This is a genomic window from Cupriavidus taiwanensis LMG 19424 (genome assembly GCF_000069785.1).
GTDB classification, from domain to species: Bacteria; Pseudomonadota; Gammaproteobacteria; order Burkholderiales; family Burkholderiaceae; genus Cupriavidus; species Cupriavidus taiwanensis.
Genome location: NC_010528.1, coordinates 2,494,472 through 2,520,413, shown reverse-complemented (window position 1 = coordinate 2,520,413; position 25,942 = coordinate 2,494,472). Strand labels below are relative to the sequence as shown.

Below are 25,942 nucleotides of genomic sequence, written 5' to 3'. Positions count from 1 at the left end.
AATTTTTTCCATCGGCAGGTGGCGGGCTACCTCGCAATGAATGGCCGTGTATCCGTTTGTAGGGTCGAACAGGTCCCAGTAGCCCGACGAAAGTTTGCTCATGAACGACAGCGCGGCGTTGCCAAGCAGTCGCACTCGTGGCATCTGCTCAAGGCTGTCGAGATTGAAGAAACGATTGCCTTTGGTGTAGTCAGCTTCACCGGCCAGGATCGGCTCGACGAAGTTGGCGATATCATGAGGGTCCATCTGACCGTCGCCATCGATCTTGACGGCGACATCCATGCCATCCTGGATGGCCGCCCGGTATCCGGCCATGACGGCGCCGCCAACGCCGAGATTCTCGGGCAAGCGGATGACCCGCACCCTCGGGTCGGTGCATTCGCTGGTCACCAATGCGCCGGACCCGTCTGGGCAGCAGTCGTCGACAACATAGATGTTGCTGACCAGGCTGTCGATACTCTCGATGACATCCATGATCTGGCTTCGTACCTTGTACGCAGGAATGACGACTGCGATCCTCGGAGGATGGCTCTTTGTCATGTCAGGGTCAGATTGGGGGCGCTCAGTTGTCAGCGGCTTGCCTGTAGCAAGCGCGCGATAACGCTGTCGTACTCGTCAAGGATCCGACTCCAAAGGAACTGCTCGACGCAGCGCTGGCGGGCCGCGGCGATCATGGATTCGCGAAGCGCTGGCGGCGGCGGATTGTCCAGGTGCATGGCCAGGTCCTCGGCGCCCTTGAAGAACAGCCCGGAGGCGTGGCCGCCCATGACCCAGCGATTGAAGGGGTTGTCGTGAGCTGCAAGCAGCGCGCCGGCGGCCATTGCCTCGATAAGCGACGGATTTGTGCCGCCGACTGAATGGCCGTGGATATAGAGGCTGCTGCGACGACGCAACTCGTTCAGTACGGGAGCGTTGTAGACACCGCCAGCAAAATGGACGTTGGAATGCTTTGCGCGAAGCTGCCGCCCATAATCGTTGATCTCGAAATTGCCGAGCACAACCATGGGGCGCTTCTTCGCGCTTCGCTCGAACGCCTCGAGCGTAACGTGGATCTGGTTTTCAGGTTCAGGTCGTGCCACCACCAGGGAAAAACTCTGGTCAGGGTACTGGTCCAGCAGCGGGTGAGACAGGCTGCTACGGTCCCCGGGCTCCAGCGCGTCGTCATCTACGCCATAGGCAATCATGGTGGATGGCTTGCCGAGCTCATTCTGCAGGTAGCGCTGGATTTCAGGGTGATCGGCAATCAGGATTTCGGCCTGGCGGGCCGCCGAACGCTCGTTCATGCGGAGCCAGATGCGGGCGATGCGGCCCCATTTCTCGCGCCGCCATTCGATGCCGTCCATATTGACCGCATGCGGAATGCCGCGTTGCCTGAGGTAACGCTGGAATATCCCCGTGCCATACCCAAAGATCAATGCGACGGCCCCCGGCGGAACTTCCTTGAACGATCGCCAATCATATTCAATGGTCCCCAGCGGGCCACTGCTGCGCACGGAAATGAACCGGCGCCTGACGCCCATCCACCGGTCTTCTGCGGCCCCGTTTTCGTTGACCGTAGGATCGTCATTGCAGAATACGGTCACGTCGTGACCCTGGTTTGCGAGGTGAGGGGCGAGGACTTCCACCAGCCTCTCGAAGCCGCCGTAGCGATTCGGAATGCCCCGTACACCAATTAAATAAACTCTTGCCATAGTCCCGACTTAACGAAAATATCGTCCGCGCAGGACGTCGCTCATGATTCGAAGGAGCCCCGCCATGCCGCCAAGGCAATAGCGTGGAAGGCCAGAAGGCCAGGGAGATCTCAGGAGTACTCGGCGCGCCGCGAATTCACCCTTGCGCATTTTCCATATCGCACCGGACAAGCCGCCAGTGGTGCCGACAGCGCGATAGACGATAGACAGTTCCTCGGGCAGAAAACGGATTCGCGTGTCGGACTGCACGTAGCGCAGCAGGAAACACCAGTCCTCGCAGTGCCGCAGGCTGACGACGCCGAGTCGCCGCTCACGCCGGATCACAAGCGCCGGCGTGACCACCGGATTCAGGAGGGCGATCCACCAGTCAAATGGCAGCCAGCGGCTTAGCGTCCCCGTCCAGAGGCGGGCCAGCTTACCATACTTGGGCATGCCCTGGACACCGTGGAATAACAGGTCGACGGGGCCACTATCGAGTTGCTGGAGAACGAGGTCGATTTTTTCAGCCGTGAAGGCGTCGTCGGAATCCAGAAACGCAATATGGCTGAAGCGTGCGCGCCTGATACCAAGGTTTCGCGCGGCCTGCGGCCCACGATTTCTTGGAAAACGGTAGCAACGGATCGGCACGCCGTACTCGTTGCTGGCCGGAAGCCGCTGACGCAGGTCATCGACGGAGCCGTCGTCCACGACAACGATCTCAACGCGGTCGAGTTGCTCCGAGCGTACCGACTGGCACGCCCGCAAGACCATATCAAGCCGATTGAGGGTGGGAATCACAACCGATAGGCCGCTCGGTCGTGCGGAAGGAATCGATTGCATGATCATCAGCCGATGAAGGGGAGGTCGCGCATGTATGTCGACCCAGCGGCCCAGACAAGCAGAATGGTGACGTTCATTGCGCAGAGAAGAAGAAACTGCCTTCTGGTATCGACATGGTTCCCAAGCGTGGGGCTGAGCGTGAGGAACAGGATGATGGGGTACATGCCGTAGATAAAGCGGTATCCGAAGTAGGGCAGAGCCAAGAATGGCAGGCAGACGATGGCCATTCGCAACGCCACAGCGTAGTAGCGGTCGGCCATCACCGCCGGTATGGACACTTCAGGGAACCTTGAAAGTTGAGGTGCGAGCAATGCCGCTACCACGCATGCAAACGACAGGATGCGGATCCAGAGCTCGCTGTCCTCGTGTGCCAGATACTTCCTGATTTCATAAAGAAACCGGGATACCAGGGGAAGCTCAATCGAAGCGTTCAGCGAGTGAACGGTCAAGACCAGCAGGCCTACGACCAAAGGCAGAAAGATCTTCCAGCGTTGGCGCGCGAGGAGGTAGCCAAGCAGCACCAGGCCCGCGCTAGGATGGAACGCCATTGCAACTGCGCTGAAAAGCACGGTGAGCAGCGACGTTATCGGCGCCAGGGAGACCGCAAACACGAGCCATCCCGTGGAGAGTCCTTGGCGCAAGGCGTTGGTGGACAGCTCGATGCCGACCAGCGACAGCAGCAGTGCCGAGATGTAGCACAGGCGGACTTGCCACGGTGCCCGGAAAAACAGTGCGGGCAACACGATCAGGAGAACCCACACCGCTGGCAGGAGCTGCGTATCGCAACTGCCCAGCATGGTGAAGTTGAGAACTTCCGTTGCAATCTGGAAGCTTGACTCCCGGTCGGTAATCAGCCCACCCTTGCAGAAATCGGAGAAGATGTTGGCATAGGCCGCCGTATCCACGCCAAACTGAAGACTGCGAAAGCACATCATGACGATGATGAAGGCGGCAGCCGTCACGCCACCTACCACGTGCGGCGAAGGCTGGCGTACCTTGAGCAGGCGCACGCCGATGCCCGAAGATAGCCCTAGCGCGCTCGCCAGCAGGACGATGTCAGTCAGAAACATGAGGTGGCATGGCCCGAATGCGGCAAACGCTTGGGCAGAGTGTTGAATTCCGGCAAAGGCGCTTCATGAACCGCTCTTCGTCAATTCGAGCTTCTTGCCAAATTTGCGAATGTACTGGGACGCAACCTGGAAAGCCTGCTCGGTGTCCAGTACGCCGTGCAGTACAACGGTATTGTCGCGCTTGAAACGGTTCAGCTGTCGTTGCACCAGTGTGCGGCCGATGCGGCGGGCCTCGCGCGCCGTGGCGCCTGCAAACTCAATTGCGGTAGCCATATAGCCGTTCTCACGCGCATGCTGCTTCAGGCAGCCAATCACCATGTCCTTGTACTGCGGATCGCTTATCAGGCACCGCAGGTACAGCATTGAGAAATCCGCCTTGCGCAGCCATTGCGGCTTGTCCTCGACGCCTTTCAGCAGCGAATACCCCCAGACGGTCGGGACGCTGTAATACTCGGGCACTCGGTCGTCCCATACGAGATTCTTGAACGCACCAATATGCGCATTGTCGCGGAGGCCGCCCACGTGTCTACCGCGCGCACTCTTGCCCGATGTGCTGCCAGCGCAAGCGCCCGGAACCACAATCGGGAAGTCGACGCGATAGCTCTTCTGGCTTTCCATCGAGATCAGCGCAGCACTGTAGATGTCGGGGCTGACGCCACCGAACAATGGTCCGTGTGCGGCCTGGATGCGCTCCACCAGCCGGCGCGAGATCATGCCCGCGTAGGCGCGGGGCATGCCCAGTACGCCAGAACCCATATTACGCAATGCGGCAGCAAGCTCGGCCTTGGCGTCGAACGGCGTGAGACGCCCGTCGAAATCGCTGACCACCAGCGTGCTGCCTTCCGCCTTCCAGCGAGTGGTACTGGCAAAGGTCGGCCAGTAATACAGCATCGGAAAGCTGAAGCTGAAGGCATCGACCTCATTCGCAACGCCCCAGTGGGCGATCTCTGCAATTTGCGGCGATATCAGATCATCATCCCCGATAAAGGCGAGGTATTCGCCGCGGGCATGGCTCAGGGCGAAGTTGAAGTTATCGACGACGCTAAGCGGTTCGCCGGGCCGCAGCAGTTTGAGCCGAGCAATGTCCAGCCCGGCGAACGCCGGCGTGATCCGGTCTTCGTCGCTGGTGTCGCTGACCACCACCTCCAACTCGTTTGACGCCGCAAGGACGGCGCGGATGGTCGATACCGCGCACTCGGGGCGGCCGTGGGTGGGAATGATGACCGATACCAGTGGGCGCATCAGCTCTTCACCTCGTCTTGCACGTAGGACAGCGTGAGGAGCAACTTCTTGATCTGTTCGACGTCCAGGCGCTTGGTGTTGTGAGAGGTGTAGTCGTCGACGTCGTTGGCGTCCGGCTGGCCTTCAAGGATGAACTTGTCGTAGTTGAGGTCGCGATTGTCGGCCGGAACCCGGTAGTAGCGTCCCATATCGTCGGCCTTGGCCATTTCCTCGCGCGATACCAGCGTTTCGTAAAGCTTTTCGCCATGGCGCGTGCCGATGATCTCTACCTTTGCGTCGCTCTTGAACAGCTCCTTGATAGCCGTGCCCAGGTCTTCGATCGTCGATGCCGGGGCTTTCTGAACGAAGATGTCGCCCTGGGTGCCATGCTGGAACGCGTGGAGCACGAGGTCGACGGAGTCTTCCAGCGACATCAGGAAGCGGGTCATCTTCGGATCAGTCACGGTCAGGGGCTTGCCGGCCTTGATCTTCTCAATGAACAGCGGGATGACGGATCCACGGGAAGCCATCACGTTGCCATATCTCGTGGCGCAGAGCACCGTGCCGCCTTCGCGAACGGTACGCGACTTTGCCACCATGATCTTCTCGGCCATTGCCTTGGAGATGCCCATGGCATTGATCGGATACACGGCCTTGTCAGTGCTAAGCACCACTACACGCTTGACCTTGTTCGCAATCGCGGCGTTCAGCACGTTTTCTGTGCCGACCACATTGGTCAGCGTCGCTTCCATCGGATAGAACTCGCAGGACGGCACCTGCTTCAAGGCCGCGGCGTGAAAGACATAGTCGACGCCCTCCATGGCACGAGCCACGCTTTCATAGTTGCGAACGTCGCCGATATGGAACTTGACCTTGCGGTTGTTGATGGCAATCCGCATGTCTTCCTGCTTCTTCTCGTCACGGCTGAAGACGATGATTTCCTTGACCGCGGAATGGAGGAAGCGATTGAGAACCGTGTTACCGAACGACCCGGTGCCGCCGGTGATCATCAGAACCTTGTTATCAAACATTGTGCAAATCTCTTAAGAATTTTGAATCAGAAACTGGGCCAGAATCGCAATGGCAACGAGTGGTACAACAAGCTGCAATGTCAGGACGGCCGAATAGCTTGCTGCGTCGCGCACCTTCTCCAGTGCCAGCGCACGTGTCCAGCTGACCAGCGTGGACGTGGTGTGGTATGCCGCGTAGATATAGCAAACGCTATCGACGCTCTGGTGATAGGCCGCCAGCGCCGTGAGCGCTAGCGTCACGATGCTCATGGCAATCGACGCCACGGCCTGAAACCGAAAATCCTTGGCGTAAAGGAGCAATGTGTAGGGGATATAGCCAAATGCGCCTACGACAAAGCCGGGCAAAAGTATCTTTACATAGTGGGATATTATTCCGTTGTCTTGCCCATGGCCAACCCAGAGGCTGATCAATGGGTCGCGAGCCAGCCAGAACACCAGGCAAGGCAGCGAGGTGATGAGGATTGTGCAAAGCACGAATTTCTGAATCGTCGCCTTCGGAAAATCCGGGCCGGAGATGGTCTGGTTTAGGACACGCGGCTGGAAATACTGGCTGACCGGCCCGCCCAGCAACGAGAGCGGCACCATGCAGACAGTGGCGGCCAGAAAATAGGGCGACACACTGTTGGCGGAAATCAGTCCGGATACCAACGGTTTGTCGAGCTGCGTGACGGCAGCGCCGGCCGCCGAGAAGAGCACAAGGGCGCGGCCTTTCTTGACGAGTTCCCAGGCGTCGCGGAACTTCGTGTTTGCTAGTAGCGACCGCCTGGATGAACCATCGGACCAGTATGCAAAGCAGCGGTAGCGCGTGACCAGCGCCTGCACTGTGGCGAATAGGAGTTGTGTCACGATGAATGCCGTCATCGTGCTCGATATCGTGGCCAGGACATAGGCCGTGACGCTAGCACGCGCCGCCACCCCTACGAGCTGGATCGTGCTTGCTGCTGCATATTCTCGCCGGGCCAGCATGGCACCGTAATACATGTTCTGGAGGACGAGGACCCAGAACAGCGCAATCGTTCCAATTATCGTAGTCCATCCGATATACGGGAAGGCACCCACAATCTTCAGGCAGATCGCGAGCGGCAACAGCAGCAGGTAGAAGCCCGTCAGGCTTACCTCCGCTGTTCGAACCAGCGATGCCAGCTCTTCGGCGGTTGAGTCCGCCACGGCGATGTCGCGTCCAACCAGGGTCGACATGCCCAGGTCAAGCATGATCAGGAGGCTCTGGAGGGACAGGATGACGGCAACGATACCGAACTGTTCAGCACCGAGCACGTGTCGGTAAAACGGCAGGAAAATAAACCCGACGAGGACGGCCGACACCTTCCCGGCGTACAGCAATCCCATGTCGAGCGTAGCGGCACGGAGCAGTGTCATTAGGCTCAGGCAGTCAGGGTCTGAATAGATGCCTGGGTGCAGACATTGCCAATGGTGTCGACGTCGGAGTCACCGAGCCACCAGCCGCAGGGCAGGCCGATGATGTGCTGCTGCAGATAGGCCGTTTCGGTGTCGGGCCCCATTGGCACGGCATGGAACCCGCTATAGGTATCGTTCCGGTGGTGCAAGATGGACGCTGATACACCCTGGTCCTTCAGATGCTGAAGCAGCGCGTCGCGATTTTCGGCCAAGCACAGCATGACCCAATAGGCCGGGTTGGCGCCGGCTGCGGCATTCAGCGGCGTGATGCCCTTCGTGTCGGCCAGGCGGCTCCTGAGCCGCTGTACGTTGGCGCGCGCCCGATCCACTCTTTGTGCCGCCGCATCCAGTTGTGCGTGGCCAAGCGCGGCACACAGGTTGTTCATCGTGTACGCCCAGCCGATTTCCGGAATGTCGGCTAGTGGGTTGATTTCGCCCTGCGCTGTGCGGAACTTGACTCCGTCGATGCCAAAACGCCGAAGCTGTCGTGCCCTGGCAGCCATGTCCGCCGATTTGCAGACAAGCGCGCCGCCCTCCGTACAGTTGATCTGGCGATTCGGATAAAACGAGTACACGGCGAAGTCACCATGGCCGCCTACGTGCGCCCCATCCTGCGTGGCGAACAGCGCATTGTCGCAGTCTTCGATTAGCGCAATGCCCCGCGCCTTGCACAATTCGGCCATTTCCCGTGCAGGGCCAGGATAGCCGGCCACGTGATACATGATGATGGCCTTGGTGCGGGGCGTGATCTTTCGGGCGGCGTCGGCAACGCTCATGTCGACGGAACGCGGAAGGACATCGACCCATACTGGTGTGGCGCCCGCATGCGAAACCGCCGAATTGGTGGCCATGCAGGAGAAGGCCGTGGTCAAGACCTCGTCGCCAGCTCGCACGCCCGCAAGATGCAGGGCAAGGAAGACGGCATTGGTCATGTCGTGGGTGGAGACCACGTTCGGATTGCCGACGATCTTCCCGATGCCCTGTTCGAACTTTCCGACGTACTCGCCGCTGGCAATGCGTCCGGAGCGAAGCACTTCCAGAGCGGCGGCTTCCATTTCAGTCGTGTGCACGACACCGAACAAAGGTATCTGCTTCATTTCGCGTCTCCTTATCCCTTGCGGATGACTTCGACAATGCGAGCGCGATCCTCATCGCTGACCCACCAGCCGCAGGGAATATGGAGGAGTCTCTTGTAGAACGTGTCGAGACCGGGCAGTTCGCGTCGTGAGTCAGCGAAGATCGTATGCAGGCTATTCGGACGATGCAGTTTCGACGCAGCGATGCCAGCGGCGTTAAGCGCTTTCTCGACACTGGCGCTGTCATCGCACAGCAATGTATAGATCCAGTAGCTGGGCCGGGCCGCTGCGTCGCAGCGGGCAAAGTCGACGCCGGCGATCGATTCGAACTGCGCGTCGAAATACTGGCCGTTTTCAATATGGCGATCGAGCACGGCGGAAATGTTTTGCAGTTGCACCAGTCCGATCGTCGCGCTGACATTGTTCATGTTGTACTTGTAGCCAACGCTGGTGATATCGACCTCGGTGCGCGGAACACCTTTCAGCATGCCGAACCAGCGGAATTTCTTTGCCGCTTGCAGTTGCGATTCGTCGCTGAGCGTCAGCAGACCACCATCGACAGTGGTCATGTGTTTGATGGCCTGGAAGGAATAGATTCCATAGTGGCCGATCGTGCCGATGGGCCGGCCCTGATAGCGCGCTCCCAGGGCGTGCGCGCAGTCTTCGATGAGAGCGATCCCGCATTCATCGGCGAGTCGTTTCAGCTCGGCAAGACGCACCGGGTAGCCAGCATAATGTACGCAAAGGATGGCCTTGGTCCGGCTCGTGATGCACTGCCGGACCGATTCGGGGCACATATTGCCTGATAGCGGATCGAGGTCGGCCCAGACCACAGTTGCGCCGTTGTAGAGGATCGACGTATTGGTCGGCTCAGCGGTCATTGGCGTGGAAATCACCTCATCGCCGGGGCCGACACCGGCCAACGTCAGGGCCGCGTGAAGCGCACCTGTGCCGCTGCTCATTGCGAGCGAGTGCTTCAAGCCGAATTTTTGATTGAACTCTGACTCGAACCGGTAAACGGCCTCACCTTCGGCGATCATGCCGCTGTACAGAACTTCCTCCAACGCGGGCATAAGAGCCGATTTGGCGGGCATTGCTACCTTGACGATCGGGATCATATAAATTCCACCTAAATGCGGTTGAGCAATGGTATATACGGCAGGTCCGGGAGGCCCTTTCCTGAAAGATTGCTGATCATTCGCTGTGAGCTTGAATGCAGTTCCGAGTTGTAACCTCGCTTGATCAGCTCGCCGTAGATCTCCGAGTCTGCGGGGGCATTCAAATTCCATCTTTCAGGAAGAATCTGTTCGATGATCTGAAAAATGGGATCCCAAGCGCCGGCCCACTCAGCGAGGGTGTATCCTTGCATGGTTGGGAGTATCGTTATGGAGGCGGTGTGGTTGCTGAAAGTCAGCACGCTCTTGGCAAATGCCGGGACGCCCTGAATGGACCTATCTTCTACGGTTATCCCGGCCAGGTTGTGGCAGAAACTGCGGTTTCCCCCGGCTGCCTGTTGCTTCCACACAAGCCCATACCTGTCATGGCTGTCCACCGCAAAACCATGCCCGGCGTAGACATGGGGTTTGTTTGTCCAGAGAATCAGCGAACGGTAGGATTTTTCCTTGCTTACTTCCGTCGCAGCAGAAAGCAGTTTGTGGCTGAGCCCCTGACCGCGGAACGCACCGTGTACACAGACCATTCCAACGAGGCCAACGGTCTCGGCGTTGGTCAATGTTGCCTCTTTGATGACCAGTGCGGCAGCTGTCGACTTCGCACCAGTCCCGGCATCCTGACTAATCAGGACAGAGGTCACGCCAGCCTCGGTATTAATCCATGGGTAATGCGTTTGCAAGTCGATTCCGCGCCCTCTTGAGCTAAAGAATACTTCCCAGATCAACGTCTGGGCAGCCCATGGCACACCTCGATGCACCGAATGCTGAAATGACTGTTCGCTCAATTCACACCTCGTCTCGCTAGTCTCGGCTGGTGAACATCCTGATTGCTGCGCCGGAATCACCTAATCGCTCCGATGCATACCTGACTTAAATCTCTTCTTTCCTTATCGCCTTGAGTCCACCATCTGCAACTTCGGCCCGCAAGGACTCGATCTCCGACTTCAGGAGTTCGTACTCTTCCATCTTGCGTTTCAGGAAACGGCTGGTCAGGGCCGCCTTTTCAACAATGCCGCGTGGCGTGAGAATATAGACATAGCCAAACTTGTTTTTGGATTGGCTAAAGCTCTGGACTTTGATCCAGCCCTTCTCCATCAGAGCCTTGAGGCAGTAATTTAGCCCTCCCACGCTTACGCCTAGTTTCTCCGCAAGCTCGCGCTGAGTGAGGTCCGGATTCTCCTGCAAGATACGCATGATCCGAAAATACGTGTCTTCTTGTATCTTGGCTTGGCGACTGGTCATGGGATGGACACAATACTCGTTTGCTGGATGACAGTCGCAAGCTAGGTAGCTTTCTGCCCTCGGCGCTGTGATGCCATGGGGTAGCGAATCAAAGTGCTTTAGACAGTATGTTTGTTTGAAGTTGAACAATTCTACTTGGTTCCGGCATCAGGGTCCAGTACCGAATCCTGCCGTTGCACCGGGCGGGGACTCGTGAGTGGTTTGACGTCGAACCGCATCCCGCCCGTTCTGTTGCTCGCCATGGGAAATTGGCTAAGCTTCTCTTTTCATATCCGATCAGCCATCTGATTCTCGAATCGACTGGACCTTACAGTGAGAAAGTGCGGTTTTGTCCTCAGTGAGAACCGGAACCGGAATCGGAATCGGAATCGGCTCTGCGGCCGTGCCAAGATAGCGAGTGGCCGGCAACAGGTTGGCTTCCGGAATCCACGTGCGGCGCGCTCGCCCCACTTGCCAGTGTCGAGTAGAGCGTAAGCCAGCGCTGTGCAATAGCTTCGATCGAAAACGAGGACAGCACGCGTTCGCGTCGTTCAGTGACCTGTGCCGATGTCCCACGACCTTCTCGCAACGCGGCGGCGATGGCATCGGCGAGTGCTGTCACATCACCTCGCGGCACTATAGTTCCTTGGTCGCGCAGCACCTCCGTCACGCCCGGAGCACTAGTCGCCACGGCCGCGCATCCGCAGGCGAGTGCCTCGACCAACACCATCGGCAACCCTTCGATATTTGACGACAGCACGAACACATCGGCGGCGTTGAGTAGTGCAGGGATGTCATCGCGCTGGCCGAGTAGGGTGACGCGGGATACTTGGTCTAGTTCAGCGATCCGCGTGGCCAGCGCCTGTTGCAGCACGCCAGTACCCGCGATCATCAGGTGTGCTGTCAATCCGAGGTCTAGTTGCGCGAACCCTCGGATCAGCAGGTCGTGCGCCTTCTCCGGTACCAGTCGCCCGACAGTGAGCACGAGCCGGGAATCGGGACCGATGCCAAGATGTTCGCGCGTAGCCTGGCGCAACGCGGAGTCTGGGTGGAAGCGATCGACGTCGATGCCGTTGGGAATGACCACGATGCGTTTGGCGGGTACGCCCCCCGCACCGATCATCCCATTGCGGCCATCGTTACTGACGTGGGTGGTCAGGTTCGTCCATCGATCGGTCAGGCGGTAGGCCAGCATGCGCAGGGCTCCCCCTTCTCGAAAGCTGTGTGCCGTGCAGACCAGGGGGGGGCAACGCACGATACGCGTGAGCACACGGGAAAACAAATTGGCGTGCACCATGTGGGCGTGGATGACATCGGGTTGCCACGATTTCACTAGCTTGCGTGCCTGCCAGAGCGCCCGGAGCAGCCCGGCAGGTGTCTTGCGCATGTTGAGTTCAATCACGTACGCACCTGCTGGCAGCTTCACTTCCTGGCCTGCCGAAAGGCTCAGGATGGCCACTGTGTGCCCAAACGCAAGGAATGAGCGTGCCAGCGCGGCTACCTGGAGTTCGGCCCCACCGACCTTCAATCCGGTAGTGACCAAGAGAATCCGCATGGGCGCGACTTCGCAGGGAGTGGTCCAGGCCATCACCGCGCCCCAAACCCCGTCACCAACGTACGCACCGTCTTCACCCCAATCAGCAAATCCAGCGCAAACGAGCAATGCTTGACGTAATACAAGTCGTAGCCGAGTTTGGTCACCGTTTCCGCATACGTCCCGACATAGCCCTGTTGCACTTGCGCCCACCCAGACAGGCCCGGCCGCACCAGATGTCGGTACGGATAGTACGGAATCGTCCCGGAAAACTCTTCCACCATCGGCGCTTGCTCCGGCCGTGGTCCGATCAGACTCATATGCCCAACTAGCACATTCCAGAGCTGCGGAATTTCATCGAGGCGGTACTTGCGGATAATGCGGCCGACCCTGGTGATACGCGGGTCCCGGCGCGCGGCGAACTGGGCTGAGGCGTTGGGGTCGACGCTCATGCTGCGGAACTTCAGCATGACGAAAGGCTTGCCAAAGAGGCCAACGCGCTCCTGGCGGAAAACGGTGGGCCCCGGCGTCTCCATTCGGATTGCCATCGCGACCAGCGCGCCGATTGGGACGAGGATTGGCGCGAGGCAAACCACGGCTACGGTGTCGATGGCACGCTTAAGGTAACCATAGAGGTAGTGCGCGGCATAGTCGTCAAGAAAATTCTCGTCGATATGTGCAAGGCCGACCCGGCCGGTCAACATTTCGCCAACGCGTTCGACCGAGTACATGCGCACATGGCTCAGCTTGTACTGGGCAAGCTGCCGAGTGCGCTCGGGATCTGCGGTGGTGCCGCGGTCAACCATCAGGCCATCGCAGTGCCTGGCGTCTTCGAGCGAGCCGATGGGCTCGAAACGGATCCGTGAGGGAGGCGCGGCGCCAGGCATGGTCAGCATGGATTCCAGCTGTTCCAGCGTGTGCGGGTCGGTATATCCGAATACCGGCACATAGTTATGCACGTAACGTCGATAGCCGATCCAGATCCATGCAAGTGTGGTCACATATCCCAGCAGCAGGGCCCCGCGCGAGTACTCGATGTGGAATGCTGCGAACACAAACAGCAAGGCGACGAACGGAAAGGTCGACGCAAGGCCGGCCAGGCTGTTGCCTTCCATGGCAGGCAGGTGCAACGACCGGTGCAGCATCATGAAGGCGAACAGGTAGGGGGCGATGGACCAAAGCAGCGTCCGTGTGAAAACATAGGTCACTGCGCCGGCGTGGTGCGCGATTTCTGCCAGGACGGTGTTGATGCCGAACAGCACCAGGCCCAGACAGGCCCAGCCAAGCATCCGGCTTACGCGCCGCACGGTTTCTGAGCCGCCGATATGCGTGTCGGCGGCATGGCGGCGCAGCGGCTCGCTCTTTAGCATATTGGTCATGTCGGCACCCGTGCTGCGCGGGCTCTGTTCCCGAGTACGTCCTGATATACGGCCCACGTGGCTTGTGTCATCCGATCCAGGCCGTAATGCTGTTGCCAGCGGCGGCGCGCGGCATCGCCCAGGGTAGCGCGCCGGTTGGCATCCCGCGCCAGCCCTGACAGGGCGTCGGCCAAGGCGGACTCGTCGTTCCCCGGCAGCAACTCGCCGCACTGGCCGCTGTCGAGCTGTTCGCGTATCCCGGGAAGGTCCGAGGCAACGACCGGCAATCCGGCACGCATGGCTTCGAGCACTGACAACGGGAAGCCTTCATGATCCGAGGTAAGGACGAAGATCTGCGCCGTCGCCAGCAGCGCCGGAACATTGTCGATGCTGCCCGTGAAGCGAATGCGTCCTGGCGCGAGTTCGTCTGCCAGCCTCTGCAGAGCGGGGCGCTGAGGGCCGTCGCCGGTGATGACAAGTTCGCAATCCGGTATGCCCGCACGCGCGAACGCGCGGATGGTCAGGTCAGGTCGCTTAGGCGGCGCAAGGCGGGCCACCATGATGATCCTGCGCAGGGGTGCTTCCGGTCTGGCGCGCGCGCTGCTGTCGGCGATGCCGTTCGGGATCACGACCAGGCGTTCGGGACGGATCGGCAGCCTGCGGGCCAGGTCCTTCTCCGCTTCGGCCACACAAATGATGCGTGCAGTGAGCGGTGCAAGGATGCTCTCAGCCATGCGTGCCGCAACGCGTTGCCGCACTGGCGCCTGCGGCTTGAAGGCAAAGCCGTGAACGGTATAAACCACTGGAATGCCAAGCAGCAGGCCTGCAATCCTGCCGAGTGCTCCAGCCTTGGCGCTATGGGCATGAATCAGGTCAGGCGCGGCCCGGCGCAACGCTTGCAGCAGCTCGCGCATCGCTGCTAGTGCGCGCACCGGAGAGAGCGCATTGTCCAGTTGCTGCAGCCGGATCACCGGGATGTCGATCCGCTGCGCGACGTCGAGCAAAGGGCCTTGCCCACCGGCCAGTAGTACCATGTCGGCTTGGCCATCTGCCGATTGCAGCAAATCCGCCACATGCGACTGCGCACCGCCGATCTCCGAGTTGGTGATCAGGCAGGCGATGCGCGGCCGGATGGTGGTCTGGATTCGGGATGGCAAGGGTGCATGCGCCTTCGCTGGCGCAGATGAGGGTTGGCAGCGGCGAATGGGACTTGTCTCGAGCGCCGGCTTGTCGGTCCGCCGCATGGCATGAATACATTTGCCCCCGCCAAGGCGCGAAGCGCCGTGCAGATGGCAAGAATAGGGCGCATGGTTACCAAAGCGGCGATTATACCGCCCGCCCGTCGAGCAATCCGGCAAAATACCTCCTCCGGCACCCCGTGATTGGCCCTTGCGGGCCACACGGCTGAGCCACTACTTCAGGAATCTCCATGAGACTCGATCCCTCCATCTTCAAAGCCTATGACATCCGCGGCATCGTCGGTAAGACGCTTACTAGGGATGTGGCCCGCCAGATCGGCCTCTCATTCGGTTCTGCCGCGGCGGAAGCTGGCGAAAAGGCTGTCGTTGTCGGCCGCGACGGCCGGCTCTCTGGCCCTGATCTCATCAGCGGACTGATTGAAGGCCTCCGGGCCTCTGGCATGGACGTCATCGACCTGGGCATGGTGGCCACGCCGATGGTCTACCTTGCTACGAACATCGAACTGGACGGCGTGGCCGCAACCTCGGGCATCATGGTCACCGGGAGCCACAACCCGCCGGACTACAACGGGTTCAAGATGGTTCTGGCGGGCAAGGCTATCTACGGCGAGCAAATCAAGGCGCTGCACCAGCGCATCGAGGCCGGCGCCTTTGCAAGCGGTGCCGGTGCGTATCGCGAGGTGAATGTGCGTCAGAGGTATCTCGACCGTATCCTGAGCGATGTCAAGCTGTCCCGGCCCATGAAGATTGCGCTGGATGCCGGCAATGGCGTCGCCGGTGCCTTCGTGGGCGACCTGTTCCGTGGGCTCGGTTGCGAGGTAACGGAACTGTTTTGCGAAGTCGACGGTAATTTCCCGAACCATCATCCCGACCCCGCTCATGTCGAGAACCTGCAGGATCTGATGCGATGCCTGCGCGAGACGGATTGCGAACTGGGCCTCGCTTTCGATGGCGATGGCGACCGGCTGGGTGTTGTCACCAAGGACGGGCAGGTGATTTTCCCGGACCGCCAGCTGATGCTGTTCGCCGAAGAAATCCTGGCGCGCAATCCGGGGGCGCAGGTGATCTACGACGTCAAGTGCACCGGCAAACTGGCACCGTGGATCCGGCAGCATGGGGGCGAGCCGCTGATGTGGAAGACCGGCCATTCCCTGGTGAAGGCCAAGCTCAAGGAAACCGGCGCGCCAATCGCCGGCGAGATGAGCGGACACGTGTTCTTCAAGGATCGCTGGTATGGCTTTGACGATGGCCTGTACACGGGTGCCCGGCTGCTCGAGATCCTGTCGCGCCACGCCGATCCCAGCGCGGTCCTCAATGCGCTGCCGAACGCCAACAACACGCCCGAGTTGCAGCTGAAGTGCGCAGAGGGTGAGCCGTTCACGCTGCTCGACAAGATCAAGGCCAACGCCAGCTTCGACGGCGCGCGCGAGGTCATCACCATTGATGGAGTTCGGGTCGAGTATGCCGATGGCTTCGGCCTTGCCCGCCCTTCCAATACCACGCCGGTGGTGGTGATGCGCTTCGAGGCCGATAACGATGCCGCGCTGGCACGGATTCAGGCTGAGTTCAAACGTGTGATCCTGGCAGAGAAACCGGATGCTCAGCTCCCGTTCTGAGGGTGTGCCGCAGGAAGCGGAAACGTCCGGCGTGATCCAGGTTAAGCCGCAGGCGGTACCGTTCGCGTTGCCGGAGCGGCCGCGCATCTTGCTGGTCAAGGTCTCGTCGCTGGGCGATGTCGTGCACAACATGCCCTTGGTGCACGACCTGCGCGCACGCTGGCCGCATGCCGAGATCGACTGGGTCGTGGAAGAGGGCTACGTTGACCTGGTGCGCCTGCTGCCGGACGTGCGTCGTGTCATCCCGTTCGCGCTGCGGCGCTGGCGCAAGCGTTTCTACCAGTCTGCCACCTGGCGTCAGGTTGGCGCGCTGCGCGACGCCTTGCGCCAGGACAGCTATGACGCGGTAATCGAAAGCCAGGGGCTGCTCAAGACCGCGGTGGTGGCACGCGCTGCCTGGCGTGCGCCCGCTGCGCCAATCATCGGGCTGGGCAATGCCACGCAGGGCTCGGGCTACGAACCGGCCGCGCGGCTGCTTTATACCGCGCCGGTGCGCGTGCCGCGACAGACCCATTCGGTGCGGCGCTCGCGCCTGCTGGGCGCGGCGCTGACCGGGGTGGAACCGACCGAGCCACCGCGGTTCTTCGGCGACGCGGCGCAGACGCTGCACGTGGATGACCCGATTTGGGCCGGCCTGCCTGCGCGCTATGCGGTGTGTTTTCATGCGACCGCCGGCGCGAAGAAAAAGTGGGCGGTATCGAACTGGCATGCACTTGGCCGGCAGTTGCTGGCTGATGGGTTGGTCATGCTGTTGCCCTGGGGCAATGAGGCGGAGCGCCGTGCCGCCGAAGAGATCGCCGCAGGCGCGCCGCAGGCACGGGTGCTGCCGCGCTTCTCGGTGATGCAGGGGTTTGGCCTGATCAACCGTGCAGAGGTCGTCATCGGCGTCGATACCGGGCTGGTCCATATCGCGGCCGCACTGTGCCGGCCCACCGTCGAGATTTATACCGCGACCTGGCGCTGGAAGACCGAGGGATACTGGTCTGACCGCATCGCCAACGTCGGCGACGATGGCACGGTGCCGTCGGTCCACGAGGTCATCGCGGCGGCCCGGCGCGTCAGCAGGGCAGGGCATTGATGCTGCGGTTCGTCTATAGCATGTTGTGGCTGGTGGCACTGCCCGTCGCGCTGTTGCGCCTGGCCTGGCGCGCGCGCAAGGAGCCGGGATATCTGCAGCACGTGGGAGAGCGATTGGGTGCCTACGGCCATCTGCCGGCGCAGGGGCAATGGCTCTGGGTGCACGCGGTATCGGTTGGAGAAACGCGGGCCGCGCAACCGCTGATCGAAGCGCTGCTGGCGGCCTACCCAGGACATCGTCTGCTGTTGACGCATATGACGCCGACCGGTCGTCAGACCGGTGCGCAGCTGTTCGGCAAGGAGCCGCGCATTCTCCAGTGCTATTTGCCTTATGACTTGCCGTGGCTCGTCGGCCGTTTCCTGCGGTATTTCCGCCCGGTGGCGGGGATGCTGATGGAAACCGAAGTCTGGCCCAACCTCGTGCGGGGTGCGCGCCGGGCCGGCGTGCCGCTGTTCCTGGTCAATGCCCGCCTGTCTCCGCGCAGTTACCGGCGTACCGCCCGCTTTGGTCGCGCCGCAGCGGCGCTGTACGGCGACTTTGCCGGCGTGCTGGCGCAGACCGCTGGTGATGCCGAACGCTTTCAGGGCCTGGGCCTGGCAACCGTGGAGGTCACCGGCAACCTGAAGTTCGACATGCAGCCGTCGAGGACCGGGATGGAGCAGGGCGCACGCCTGCGGCAAGGCTTCGGCGCGCGTACCGTGCTGGCCGCCGCCAGTACCCGCGAAGGCGAGGAGCCGATGCTGCTCGACGCCTTCTCACGCTGGCAGACGTTAGCCGGCGATACGCCGCGGCCCGCGCTGTTGTTGGTGCCGCGGCACCCGCAGCGGTTCGACGAAGTGGCTGCCATGGTTACGCGCGCCGGCTTCAGCATGCAACGGCGCAGCACGCTCGAGGTCGACCAATTGTCTTCCCCGATCACCGCCGACGTGGTGCTGGGCGATTCGATGGGGGAGATGGCGATGTATTTCGCTGCTTCCGACCTCGCCTTCATCGGCGGAAGTCTGATGCCGCTAGGCGGGCAGAACCTTATCGAGGCGTGCGCGGTCGGCACGCCGGTACTGATCGGCCCGCATACCTTCAACTTCGCGCAGGCGACCGAAGATGCCATTGCTGCTGCTGCCTGCATGCGCGTAGCCAATGCGGACGAACTGGTCAGGGCGGCGGCAAAGATCCTGTCCGACCCTGCGGCGCTGGCAGAGATGCGGGCCAACGCGCATACCTTTGCCGGACTGCATCGCGGCGCCACGGTGAGGACGCTGGCGGCGCTGGCGCAGGCGCTCGGCACCTGACAGGCAGGGGTGCCGATGCGGCACGAGCGATAGTCAGAGCGCCGGCGTGGTCGGTGGCGGGCGCTGTCCTTGTTGCGCCGCTTCGCGCGGGCCATCCAGCAAGACTTCCCACCGGCGAGCAATCGGCTCGATCGCATAGGCCGCCGCCTTTTCCCGGGCGGCCGCACCGATGCGGGTGGCCTGCCCCGGGTCCCGGATGACCTTCAGCAGGGCATCGGCAAGCGCGTCGGTATCGTCGACCGGCACTACCACGGCGTCCCGCCCTGGCGTGAGCAATTCGCGCGGCCCGGTCTCGCAAGCGGTCGACACGATCGGCAGCCCGAATGCCATGGCTTCGATCAGCACCACGCCGAAGCCTTCGTAGCGAGAGCTCAGGCAAAAAATCGATGCCTGCGCGTACGTCAATGCCGCGTCATGGGAAATGCCCGGCAGCGTGACGCGGCCGTCCAATCCAAGCTGGTGGATCAGGGCGGTGAGCGCTTCGCGTTCTTCGCCTTCGCCGTGAATCACCAGGTGCCAGTCCGGCGCCTGGGCGGACACTTGTTGCCAGGCCTGCACCAGTACATCGAAGCCCTTGGCCGCGACCAGCCGCCCCATGGCCAGTACGCGCTTGCCGGAGCGCGGCGCAGGGCGTGCCGGCAGGGGGAAAGGCAGCGGATTCGGAATACAGACCACTTCGCTGCGCGGACGCAGCGCTTCCATCCAGCGCCTGCGATCCCGCTCCGTCAGGACCACGACTTGGTCGCACCATCGTGCCGCCAGTCGCCGGGCACCGCGGCGCGCAATCCTGCCGAGGTCCTCGTCGAAGTGGCAATGTTCCCAGGCGATTTGCTGCAGGCCGAGGCCGATGGTGGCAGGCAGCACGAACAGCGCCAGCATGGTATCGACCTGCACCAGTACATCGATATTGCGCACGCGGCAATGGCGCCGGATGCCGGCAATGGTGGCGAGGTACTTGCGCTTGAAGGACGGGCGTCGCGTGAACAGCGCATCGTGATGGATATTTGGATGCAGCGGGAAGCAACTGGCTTGATCGAACAGGCTCAGGATACTGACGCGGTGGCCGCGTTCCGCCAGCGCATTGGCTACGGTAGCGGTCATCCGTTCGGCGCCGGCCATGGCATTAAGGGTGCCGGTCAAAAAACAGATGTTGCGAAGCCCTGTCATGCACTGGCCTCACGCGTCATGGTGGCGCGACGCCCTTCACGTAGCCAAATCCAAAGGCCGAACAAGACCGACAGGAAATTGGCGATGGCGTAGCCGAGGATAGCGCCATGGGCCCCGTACGCCGGAATCGCGATCAGGTCGATGCCGACAGTGACAGCGAACACCAGCGCCCACTTGATGGCTACGAGGCGGGGCTGGCGCAGGTAGATCGGCAGCAAGGTCAGGGCCACATCCGCAAATACCAGCATCGAGGCCAGGGCAGCCAGTCGAAGCAGACCGGCCGCGGAGGCGAAGGCCGAACCGTAGAGCAGGTGCACGATCCAGTCAGCGCCCCAGGCAATGGTCAGCGCGCCCGACGCCCCGACCAGCAGCATCCCGGCGGCAATCTTCAGAATATTGCGCCTGGCCACGGCCAGCGTCGGTTGTGCATAGACATAGATGGGCGCGATGCCGGCGCACAAGATGGTGGCGACCACCACGAAGTTGTCCAAAATCTGCATCGACGCCGCATACGCGCCAAACTCGCTCAGCGGTACCAGGGGCTTGAGCAACAGCTGGTCAATGCGCCGCGAGCTCATCATCAGCACGAAGCTCACCCAGAAGAGAGCGCCATTGCTGAACAGCTCCCGCGCCAGCGCGGTATCCATGGTGATACGCGTGCGTGGCGCGCGGTGCAGATAGTAGTGGCCGAGCAGGGCTGACGCCAGGACGGTTTCCAGCACGATGGCCATGGCATACCAGGGAACGCTTTGCACGCCGGCGCGGAACAGCAGCGCCACGCAAATGGCCTTCAGCGCCAGCGCGACCAGGCTGAAGATCGCATTGGGTCGGGTGCGCGTATGTGCCTGCATCCAGGCCGTGACGATGCCGAACGGTTCGCGCAGCAGCACGGCGAAGCCCAGGATCAGCGTCGGCACCCACAACTCGGGCCCCGGGCGCGACACCAGCATGAATCCGCCGATCAGCACGTAGGCGATCATGCCAGCGGCGAAGCGCAAGCCGAAGCCATGTGCCAGCAAGCGGTGCTGCGCGGCCGGGTCGGGGTTGGCGACCAGCCGAGGAACGATCACCTCGCTCCCGCAGATCAGCACAAACGAAGCGGCAATATAGACCACCGCCTGCGCATACTGGAAATGGGCAAAGCCTTCCGGCCCCATGCCGCGCGCCAGCATGGCCACGATGCCGATGCCGCCTGCCACCTGCAGCCCGCGCTCGCCCAGCATCCAGCCAAGATTGCCGGCAACTTTCCTTCTGGTCACGCCGGTCTCGCGCGCACCTTGGCAGGCGCGGAAGGAACTGCTTGCAGGGCAGTGGAGGAGGCGGCGATCGTGAAGGCAGGCACCATAGCGCAAGGAAGATTTTCGACCGCCACTTTCTCACAATTGGTAGTGCTTGCCAAAGGCGGGAGCGAAGTGCGAAGGCGACCGATCGTTGCCATAGCCTCGGCGACATTCGGCGCCTCCACCGTGGCGCCGGCTTCGTCGCTCAACGGTCGGGCTGCGCCGGCGCTACATTCTTGTGTACAACTACGTAGGAAAAGCAAACGGCTATTACCAAGCTGTAGAAGGCGTTGGTGAGTGTCGTTATGAACATCGCTTCAGTGAGGCCGAAAACCATGAAGCCGAAGCACAGCGCCAGTCCCATGGCACTGGCTACCTGTGTGCCGCGGTTTGCGCTGCGCAGGTGGCGCAGGAAAAACACAATCGGTACGAGATACAAGGCGAGCACCGCCAGCAGGCCTAGAATGCCGAGCGTCGCCGCAGCGTGGAGCACGTCATTGTGCGCGTGCGGCAAGGTGGCGGCGAGCGGTGTAATCACGTGCTGTGCTGCCAGCGACTGCAATATAGCTTCGTAGTTGTCAGGTCCTACGCCAGTCCAAGGATGGGCCTGCAGCATTCTAAGCGAGGCTTGCCAGAGCTGAAGCCGTATTCCGATTGATGTATCCAGTGTTACATGCTGAGAGAATTTGGACAGTTCGGATACAACCGCAGCCGTCCTCTGCTGGACCATCGCGCTGCTGAACCACCCCAGCGCCATCAGCCCGGCCAGCCCCGCCAGCACCCCGGCCTTGTGCAGCCGCGTCAACCTGCGCGAGGCCGCCAGCGCGATCAGCGCTAGCACCGGAATCGCCAGCCAGCCGCCACGGGTGCCGCTCATGTATGAGGCGTACAGGCCCGCGAAACCGCCCAGCAGTTTCAGGCCGGCCAGCCAATGATCGCCGGGGCGGTTCCAGCCGATCGAGATCACGGCCAGCATGCCGGTCAGCAGGGCGAGGTTGCCGAAGGGGATGACATTGGAGAAGCCGACATGGCTTGGACGCCCTGCCGCGGCGACTTCATGCAGCCACAGGGCGGATATCAGCGCACAGGCGACGAAGCCCAACTGGATGTTCTGCATGCCGCGCCGGCCCAGGCGCAGCAGGCCAGGGACCAGAACGATGAACAGCGCAAAACGCAGGTATAGATAGGGCACATGCGGGTCATCGGCACCGGCCAGCAGTTGCTGGAGCAATACGGCCAGCGGCAGCGCCGCCATGGCCAGCATGAACGGCCAGTAGCGGCGCAGGATGCAGCCATATTCGGCCAGCGCAGCGCGGCCGCCGGCAGCCAGGGCGATGACGCTCCACCCCAGCAACAGCCCGAAGCAGGTGTTGCTGAGCGACGGCTTGACAAACATCAGCGTGGGAAACGCAGCCAGGACAACACAGGCGCTCAGGTACAGAGCTTTGTCGATCCCCAACGGTAGGGATCCTTGCAATCTCGTCATCAAGAGCATGGAGAAAGGTTTCCGGAGGAAGGTGGTGCATGCGAGATGCCTGCCGTTCCGTCCGTCTTATTATTGTCGCCGTCTCCTGAGGAGCGGTGCCCTGCGCACGCATTGCGGCTCGGGGCGAAGCGATTATATCGGATGGCCTCGGTGGCATTTCCAGGAGTTCTGCATCCTAGCTGGCTAAGCGTGTCGACCCGTTACAGGATGTATGCGGCGCGCGGGCCGCTTCGAGGCCGCCGTGCCGGAGCGGCTTGCTAAACTGAAGGTCTATGGCCGGGTGCACTTTCCGGCATGCTGGTTGTCAGATCCGTTTGTCAAAGCCACCGATGGCATCGATCCGGGCGCCTCGGCCGCCCCACAACAGGAGTTCTCATGCACAGCCGTCACCGACTGATTCCCCTTGCGCCCGCAGGCCGCGGCGTGGCCGCCTTGCTGGTCGCCGCCGTGCTCGGCGCCTGCACTACCGCGACCGCGCCCAATCTTCCCTCGGCCGGCACCAACCTGAACCAGACCCAGCCCTCCGGCCCCAGCCGCTGGGAACTGGTGCGCTGGCAGCAGCCTGACGGCTCGCTGCGCGAGATCCCGCACGGCGACAATGGCCAGCCGATCATTTTCGAGTTCAACGAGGGCATCGATGCCGCGCAGGGCACGGTCAGCGGCACCAGCGGCTGCAATCGCTTCAGCGGCAGCTATGGCAAGACCGAGACCGGCATCCGCTTCGACCGCATCGCCAGCACGCGCATGGCTTGCCCGCCGCCGCGCATGGCGCTGGAGTCGGCGCTGCTGAAGGCGATGCAGACGCCGTTTGCCACCGTGGGCACGCAGCCGTCGGCGGCCAGTACCGGCCGGCAGATCATCTGGAAGACCGTGGACGGCGACCTGCTGCAGTTCGTCGAGCGCGAAGGCGTAGGCAAGCGCGGCGCGCGCGTGGAGGCCGCGGGCGTGGAGAAGACCGTCTATATCGACTCGCAGCGCGTGGAATGCACGGGGGTGGGCAAGATGACCTGCTACCGCTGGCGCGAGTCGCCGGATGCGCCGTGGCAACTCTGGTACGGGCCGATCGAAGGGCTGGATTTCGAGCCGGGCGTGTCGTACCGGCTGCGCGTGCGCGAATACCAGGTGCCGAACCCGCCGGCGGATGCGTCGGCGATCCGCTGGCAGTTGCTGAACGTTGAGTCGCGGACACGGGCGCAATAGCTGTTGGTTTGCTCCCCTCTCCCATTTATGGGAGAGGGGAGACAGCCGGCGCATCTTCGCCGCACCACACAAAGAAAACGGGCCGCGGTTGCGGCCCGTTGATCAGGAGCGCGGCGTTCCGCCGTCGCGCCGCGTGCCGCGGCGATCCGCTGCGGCAGCCGCTTTTGCCGGCACCTTCGCGCCCGCCTGCGCCGGCATCGGCAGCTTGTACAGGGCCCCCGGCGAAGAAGTCAGCAGGGTATTGATCTGCACCACGTCCTCTTCCTGCAGCACGCCGGTGGAAGCCTTCAGGCGCAGGCCATTCATGATGGTGTCGTAGCGCGCCTTGGCCAGGTCGCGGCGGGTAGAGAACAGCTGGGCTTCGGCGTTGAGCACGTCGATGTTGATGCGCACGCCCACTTCATAGCCGAGCTGGTTGGATTCCACTGCGCTGGTGGCCGAGCGTTCCGCCGCCTCCAGCGCCTTGACCTGGGCCAGGCCGTTGGAGACGCCGGAGTAGGTCTGGCGCGCGGTCTGGGCGGCGGTGCGGCGGGCGAATTCGAGGTCGCTGGCGGCCTTGTCGGCCAGCGCCAGGGTCTCGCGTACGCGCGACTGGATCTGGCCGCCGGCGAAGATCGGCAGGGTCAGCTGCACGCCGATCTGCGAGGCGTTGTAGTGCGTCGAGATCGCCTGCGTGGCGCTGCCGGTCTGGTTGTTGAAGCCGTACGACGCCACCAGGTCCACCGACGGCAGGTGCCCGGCCTTGGCCTTGTTGGTCTCGCGCTGCGCGGTCTCGAGGTTGTAGCTGGCCAGGTTCACCTGCAGGTTGCTGGTTTCGGCCTGCGCGGCCCAGGCGTTGACGTCGGGCGGCTGGGGTCCGGGGATCGGCGCTTCCGCGCGCAGGCCCATCAGTTCGTCGACGGGCTTGCCGGTGATCTGCTGCAGCGTGGCGCGCTTGATCTCCAGGTCGCTCTGCGCGGCGATTTCGGTCGAGGTCGCCAGGTCGAAGCGGGCCTGGGCGTCGTTGGCGTCGACGATGGTGGCGGTGCCGACCTCGAAGTTGCGTTTGGCCTGTTCCAGCTGCTCGGAGATGGCCTTCTTCTGCGCGCGCGCCAGGTAGAGGTTGTCCTGTGCGGCCAGCACGTCGAAGTAGGCCTGCGCGCTGCGCGTGATCAGGTCGAGCTCGGCCTGGTGGAAGGTGACTTCGCCCGCCTGTGCGGCCAGCTCGCCCTGCTTGTAGGTTTCCCAGCGGTCCCAGCGGAACAGCGGCTGGCTCAGTTGCAGTTGCCAGTTGTTGTTGTTGAAGAAACGCGTGCCCGAGGCGCTGGGCGCCCCGCCGATGGGCAGCGACGCGGTCTGGTCGAGCTTGGTGCGGTTGGCGCCGGCGGTACCCACCACCTGCGGCAGCAGGCCGGCGCGGCCCTGCGGCAGCTTCTCGCGCGTGGCCAGCAGCTGCGCGCGCGCGCTGGCGAACTGGGCGTCATTGGCTTGCGCATCGCGATAGACCTGCAGCAGGTCCGCCGCGCCGGCCGGCGCCGCGGGCAGTATGGCCAGCAGCGGGGTCAGCAGGGAAACCGCGATCGCCAGGCGTGTCCGGATCGCTCCGGGCAGGGCGTTGGGCGCAAACGTCATGACACCTCCAGGTGGGCGCGGCGGGTGCCGCGGCCGACAGTCGTTTTCTTCTTCGTGTTGCTGCGCTGGCCTGCCGCGTCAGTACTTCGGCATGGCGGGATCGACCTGGCTGGCCCAGGCGTCGACGCCGCCGGTCAGGTTGTAGACCTTGCCGTAGCCCTGGCGCTCCAGGTAGGCCGCCACCTGCATGCTGCGTGCGCCGTGATGGCAGATGCAGACGATGTCGGCGTCTTCGTCGAGTTCGGCGGCGCGCGCCGGGATGTCGCGCATCGGGATGTGGGTGATGCCGGGCAGGGCGCAGGTCTGCACCTCCCAGCCTTCACGCACGTCGAGCAGGACCGGCCTGGCGCGGCTGGCGTCGGCCAGCCACTGGGCCAGTTCGGTGGCTTGGATGACCTGCATGGCGG

The 25,942-nt window shown here is 62.2% G+C and carries 22 protein-coding genes and 1 pseudogene; 4 read left to right on the top strand and 19 right to left on the bottom strand.

Annotation, left to right across the window (positions count from 1 at the left end):
* The 14 genes and pseudogenes from RALTA_RS11560 to RALTA_RS11495 form a co-directional block, all read right to left on the bottom strand.
* Positions 1-540 (bottom strand): annotated as a pseudogene (locus tag RALTA_RS11560) (glycosyltransferase family 2 protein); the annotation flags it as partial.
* A 29-nt stretch (positions 541-569) separates the two neighbouring features.
* Positions 570-1,691, bottom strand: coding sequence for a DUF1972 domain-containing protein (locus RALTA_RS11555; protein ID WP_012353614.1), 1,122 nt, complete (start codon positions 1,689-1,691; stop codon positions 570-572).
* Between the two features lie 9 nt (positions 1,692-1,700).
* On the bottom strand, positions 1,701-2,510 hold the full coding sequence (locus RALTA_RS28875) for a glycosyltransferase family 2 protein (RefSeq protein WP_157877128.1): 810 nt from the start codon (positions 2,508-2,510) through the stop codon (positions 1,701-1,703).
* A 5-nt stretch (positions 2,511-2,515) separates the two neighbouring features.
* Positions 2,516-3,580 carry an EpsG family protein gene (locus RALTA_RS11545; RefSeq protein WP_012353612.1) on the bottom strand — a complete coding sequence of 355 codons (1,065 nt, stop codon included), beginning with the start codon at positions 3,578-3,580 and terminating at the stop codon, positions 2,516-2,518.
* A 63-nt stretch (positions 3,581-3,643) separates the two neighbouring features.
* A complete protein-coding gene (locus RALTA_RS11540; protein ID WP_050976453.1) occupies positions 3,644-4,822 on the bottom strand; it encodes a glycosyltransferase in 1,179 nt (392 codons plus the stop codon).
* Entirely contained in the window at positions 4,822-5,832 is a 1,011-nt protein-coding gene (locus tag RALTA_RS11535; RefSeq protein WP_012353610.1) for a polysaccharide biosynthesis protein, read from the bottom strand. The genes RALTA_RS11540 and RALTA_RS11535 overlap by 1 nt, the downstream gene beginning before the upstream one ends.
* A 12-nt stretch (positions 5,833-5,844) precedes the next feature.
* A complete protein-coding gene (locus tag RALTA_RS11530) occupies positions 5,845-7,209 on the bottom strand; it encodes a lipopolysaccharide biosynthesis protein (protein ID WP_012353609.1) in 1,365 nt (454 codons plus the stop codon).
* Between the two features lie 5 nt (positions 7,210-7,214).
* Entirely contained in the window at positions 7,215-8,345 is a 1,131-nt protein-coding gene (locus RALTA_RS11525; protein WP_012353608.1) for a DegT/DnrJ/EryC1/StrS family aminotransferase, read from the bottom strand.
* Between the two features lie 11 nt (positions 8,346-8,356).
* The gene (locus RALTA_RS11520) at positions 8,357-9,442 is read right to left on the bottom strand and encodes a DegT/DnrJ/EryC1/StrS family aminotransferase (RefSeq protein WP_012353607.1); all 1,086 of its coding nucleotides are present in this window, start codon (positions 9,440-9,442) and stop codon (positions 8,357-8,359) included.
* An 11-nt stretch (positions 9,443-9,453) separates the two neighbouring features.
* Positions 9,454-10,281, bottom strand: coding sequence for a GNAT family N-acetyltransferase (locus tag RALTA_RS11515; RefSeq protein ID WP_157877127.1), 828 nt, complete (start codon positions 10,279-10,281; stop codon positions 9,454-9,456).
* Between the two features lie 85 nt (positions 10,282-10,366).
* The gene (locus RALTA_RS11510) at positions 10,367-10,738 is read right to left on the bottom strand and encodes a MarR family EPS-associated transcriptional regulator (RefSeq protein WP_012353605.1); all 372 of its coding nucleotides are present in this window, start codon (positions 10,736-10,738) and stop codon (positions 10,367-10,369) included.
* Positions 10,739-11,072: 334 nt separating this feature from the next.
* Positions 11,073-12,305: a glycosyltransferase gene (locus RALTA_RS11505; protein ID WP_041232185.1), complete on the bottom strand. Its 1,233-nt coding sequence runs from the start codon at positions 12,303-12,305 to the stop codon at positions 11,073-11,075.
* Positions 12,305-13,621 (bottom strand): sugar transferase, encoded by a 1,317-nt coding sequence (locus RALTA_RS11500; RefSeq protein WP_012353603.1) that lies wholly within the window; start codon positions 13,619-13,621, stop codon positions 12,305-12,307. Before RALTA_RS11500 ends, RALTA_RS11505 begins: the two co-directional genes overlap by 1 nt.
* Before the next feature lie 5 nt (positions 13,622-13,626).
* A complete protein-coding gene (locus tag RALTA_RS11495) occupies positions 13,627-14,766 on the bottom strand; it encodes a glycosyltransferase family 4 protein (protein WP_012353602.1) in 1,140 nt (379 codons plus the stop codon).
* A gap of 272 nt (positions 14,767-15,038) precedes the next feature.
* On the opposite strand from RALTA_RS11495, the gene RALTA_RS11490 reads away from it, so the two are divergent.
* The 3 genes from RALTA_RS11490 to waaA are packed head-to-tail and all read left to right on the top strand — an operon-like array spanning position 15,039 to position 18,791.
* Positions 15,039-16,424, top strand: a complete 1,386-nt coding sequence (locus tag RALTA_RS11490) for a phosphomannomutase/phosphoglucomutase (protein ID WP_012353601.1) — start codon at positions 15,039-15,041, stop codon at positions 16,422-16,424.
* Complete coding sequence (gene waaC, locus RALTA_RS11485; protein ID WP_041232183.1) at positions 16,405-17,502, top strand: lipopolysaccharide heptosyltransferase I; 1,098 nt, start codon at positions 16,405-16,407, stop codon at positions 17,500-17,502. Before RALTA_RS11490 ends, waaC begins: the two co-directional genes overlap by 20 nt.
* Positions 17,502-18,791, top strand: a complete 1,290-nt coding sequence (gene waaA, locus RALTA_RS11480) for a lipid IV(A) 3-deoxy-D-manno-octulosonic acid transferase (RefSeq protein ID WP_041232182.1) — start codon at positions 17,502-17,504, stop codon at positions 18,789-18,791. Before waaC ends, waaA begins: the two co-directional genes overlap by 1 nt.
* Positions 18,792-18,824: 33 nt before the next feature.
* Here waaA and RALTA_RS11475 read toward each other — a convergent pair whose 3' ends face one another.
* From RALTA_RS11475 to RALTA_RS11465, 3 genes are all read right to left on the bottom strand, one after another.
* Entirely contained in the window at positions 18,825-19,958 is a 1,134-nt protein-coding gene (locus tag RALTA_RS11475; protein WP_012353598.1) for a glycosyltransferase family 4 protein, read from the bottom strand.
* Positions 19,955-21,181: an oligosaccharide flippase family protein gene (locus RALTA_RS11470; RefSeq protein WP_041232181.1), complete on the bottom strand. Its 1,227-nt coding sequence runs from the start codon at positions 21,179-21,181 to the stop codon at positions 19,955-19,957. The genes RALTA_RS11475 and RALTA_RS11470 overlap by 4 nt, the downstream gene beginning before the upstream one ends.
* Positions 21,182-21,443: 262 nt before the next feature.
* Positions 21,444-22,733 (bottom strand): O-antigen ligase family protein, encoded by a 1,290-nt coding sequence (locus RALTA_RS11465; protein WP_012353596.1) that lies wholly within the window; start codon positions 22,731-22,733, stop codon positions 21,444-21,446.
* 366 nt (positions 22,734-23,099) lie between these two features.
* Between RALTA_RS11465 and RALTA_RS11460 the strand changes: the two genes are divergently transcribed.
* Complete coding sequence (locus RALTA_RS11460; protein WP_041232180.1) at positions 23,100-23,924, top strand: META and DUF4377 domain-containing protein; 825 nt, start codon at positions 23,100-23,102, stop codon at positions 23,922-23,924.
* 102 nt (positions 23,925-24,026) lie between these two features.
* Here RALTA_RS11460 and RALTA_RS11455 read toward each other — a convergent pair whose 3' ends face one another.
* Both RALTA_RS11455 and RALTA_RS11450 read right to left on the bottom strand, forming a co-directional pair.
* Positions 24,027-25,535, bottom strand: a complete 1,509-nt coding sequence (locus RALTA_RS11455) for a TolC family outer membrane protein (protein ID WP_012353594.1) — start codon at positions 25,533-25,535, stop codon at positions 24,027-24,029.
* A gap of 78 nt (positions 25,536-25,613) precedes the next feature.
* The gene (locus RALTA_RS11450) at positions 25,614-25,937 is read right to left on the bottom strand and encodes a rhodanese-like domain-containing protein (protein WP_012353593.1); all 324 of its coding nucleotides are present in this window, start codon (positions 25,935-25,937) and stop codon (positions 25,614-25,616) included.
* Positions 25,938-25,942 lie beyond the last annotated feature (5 nt).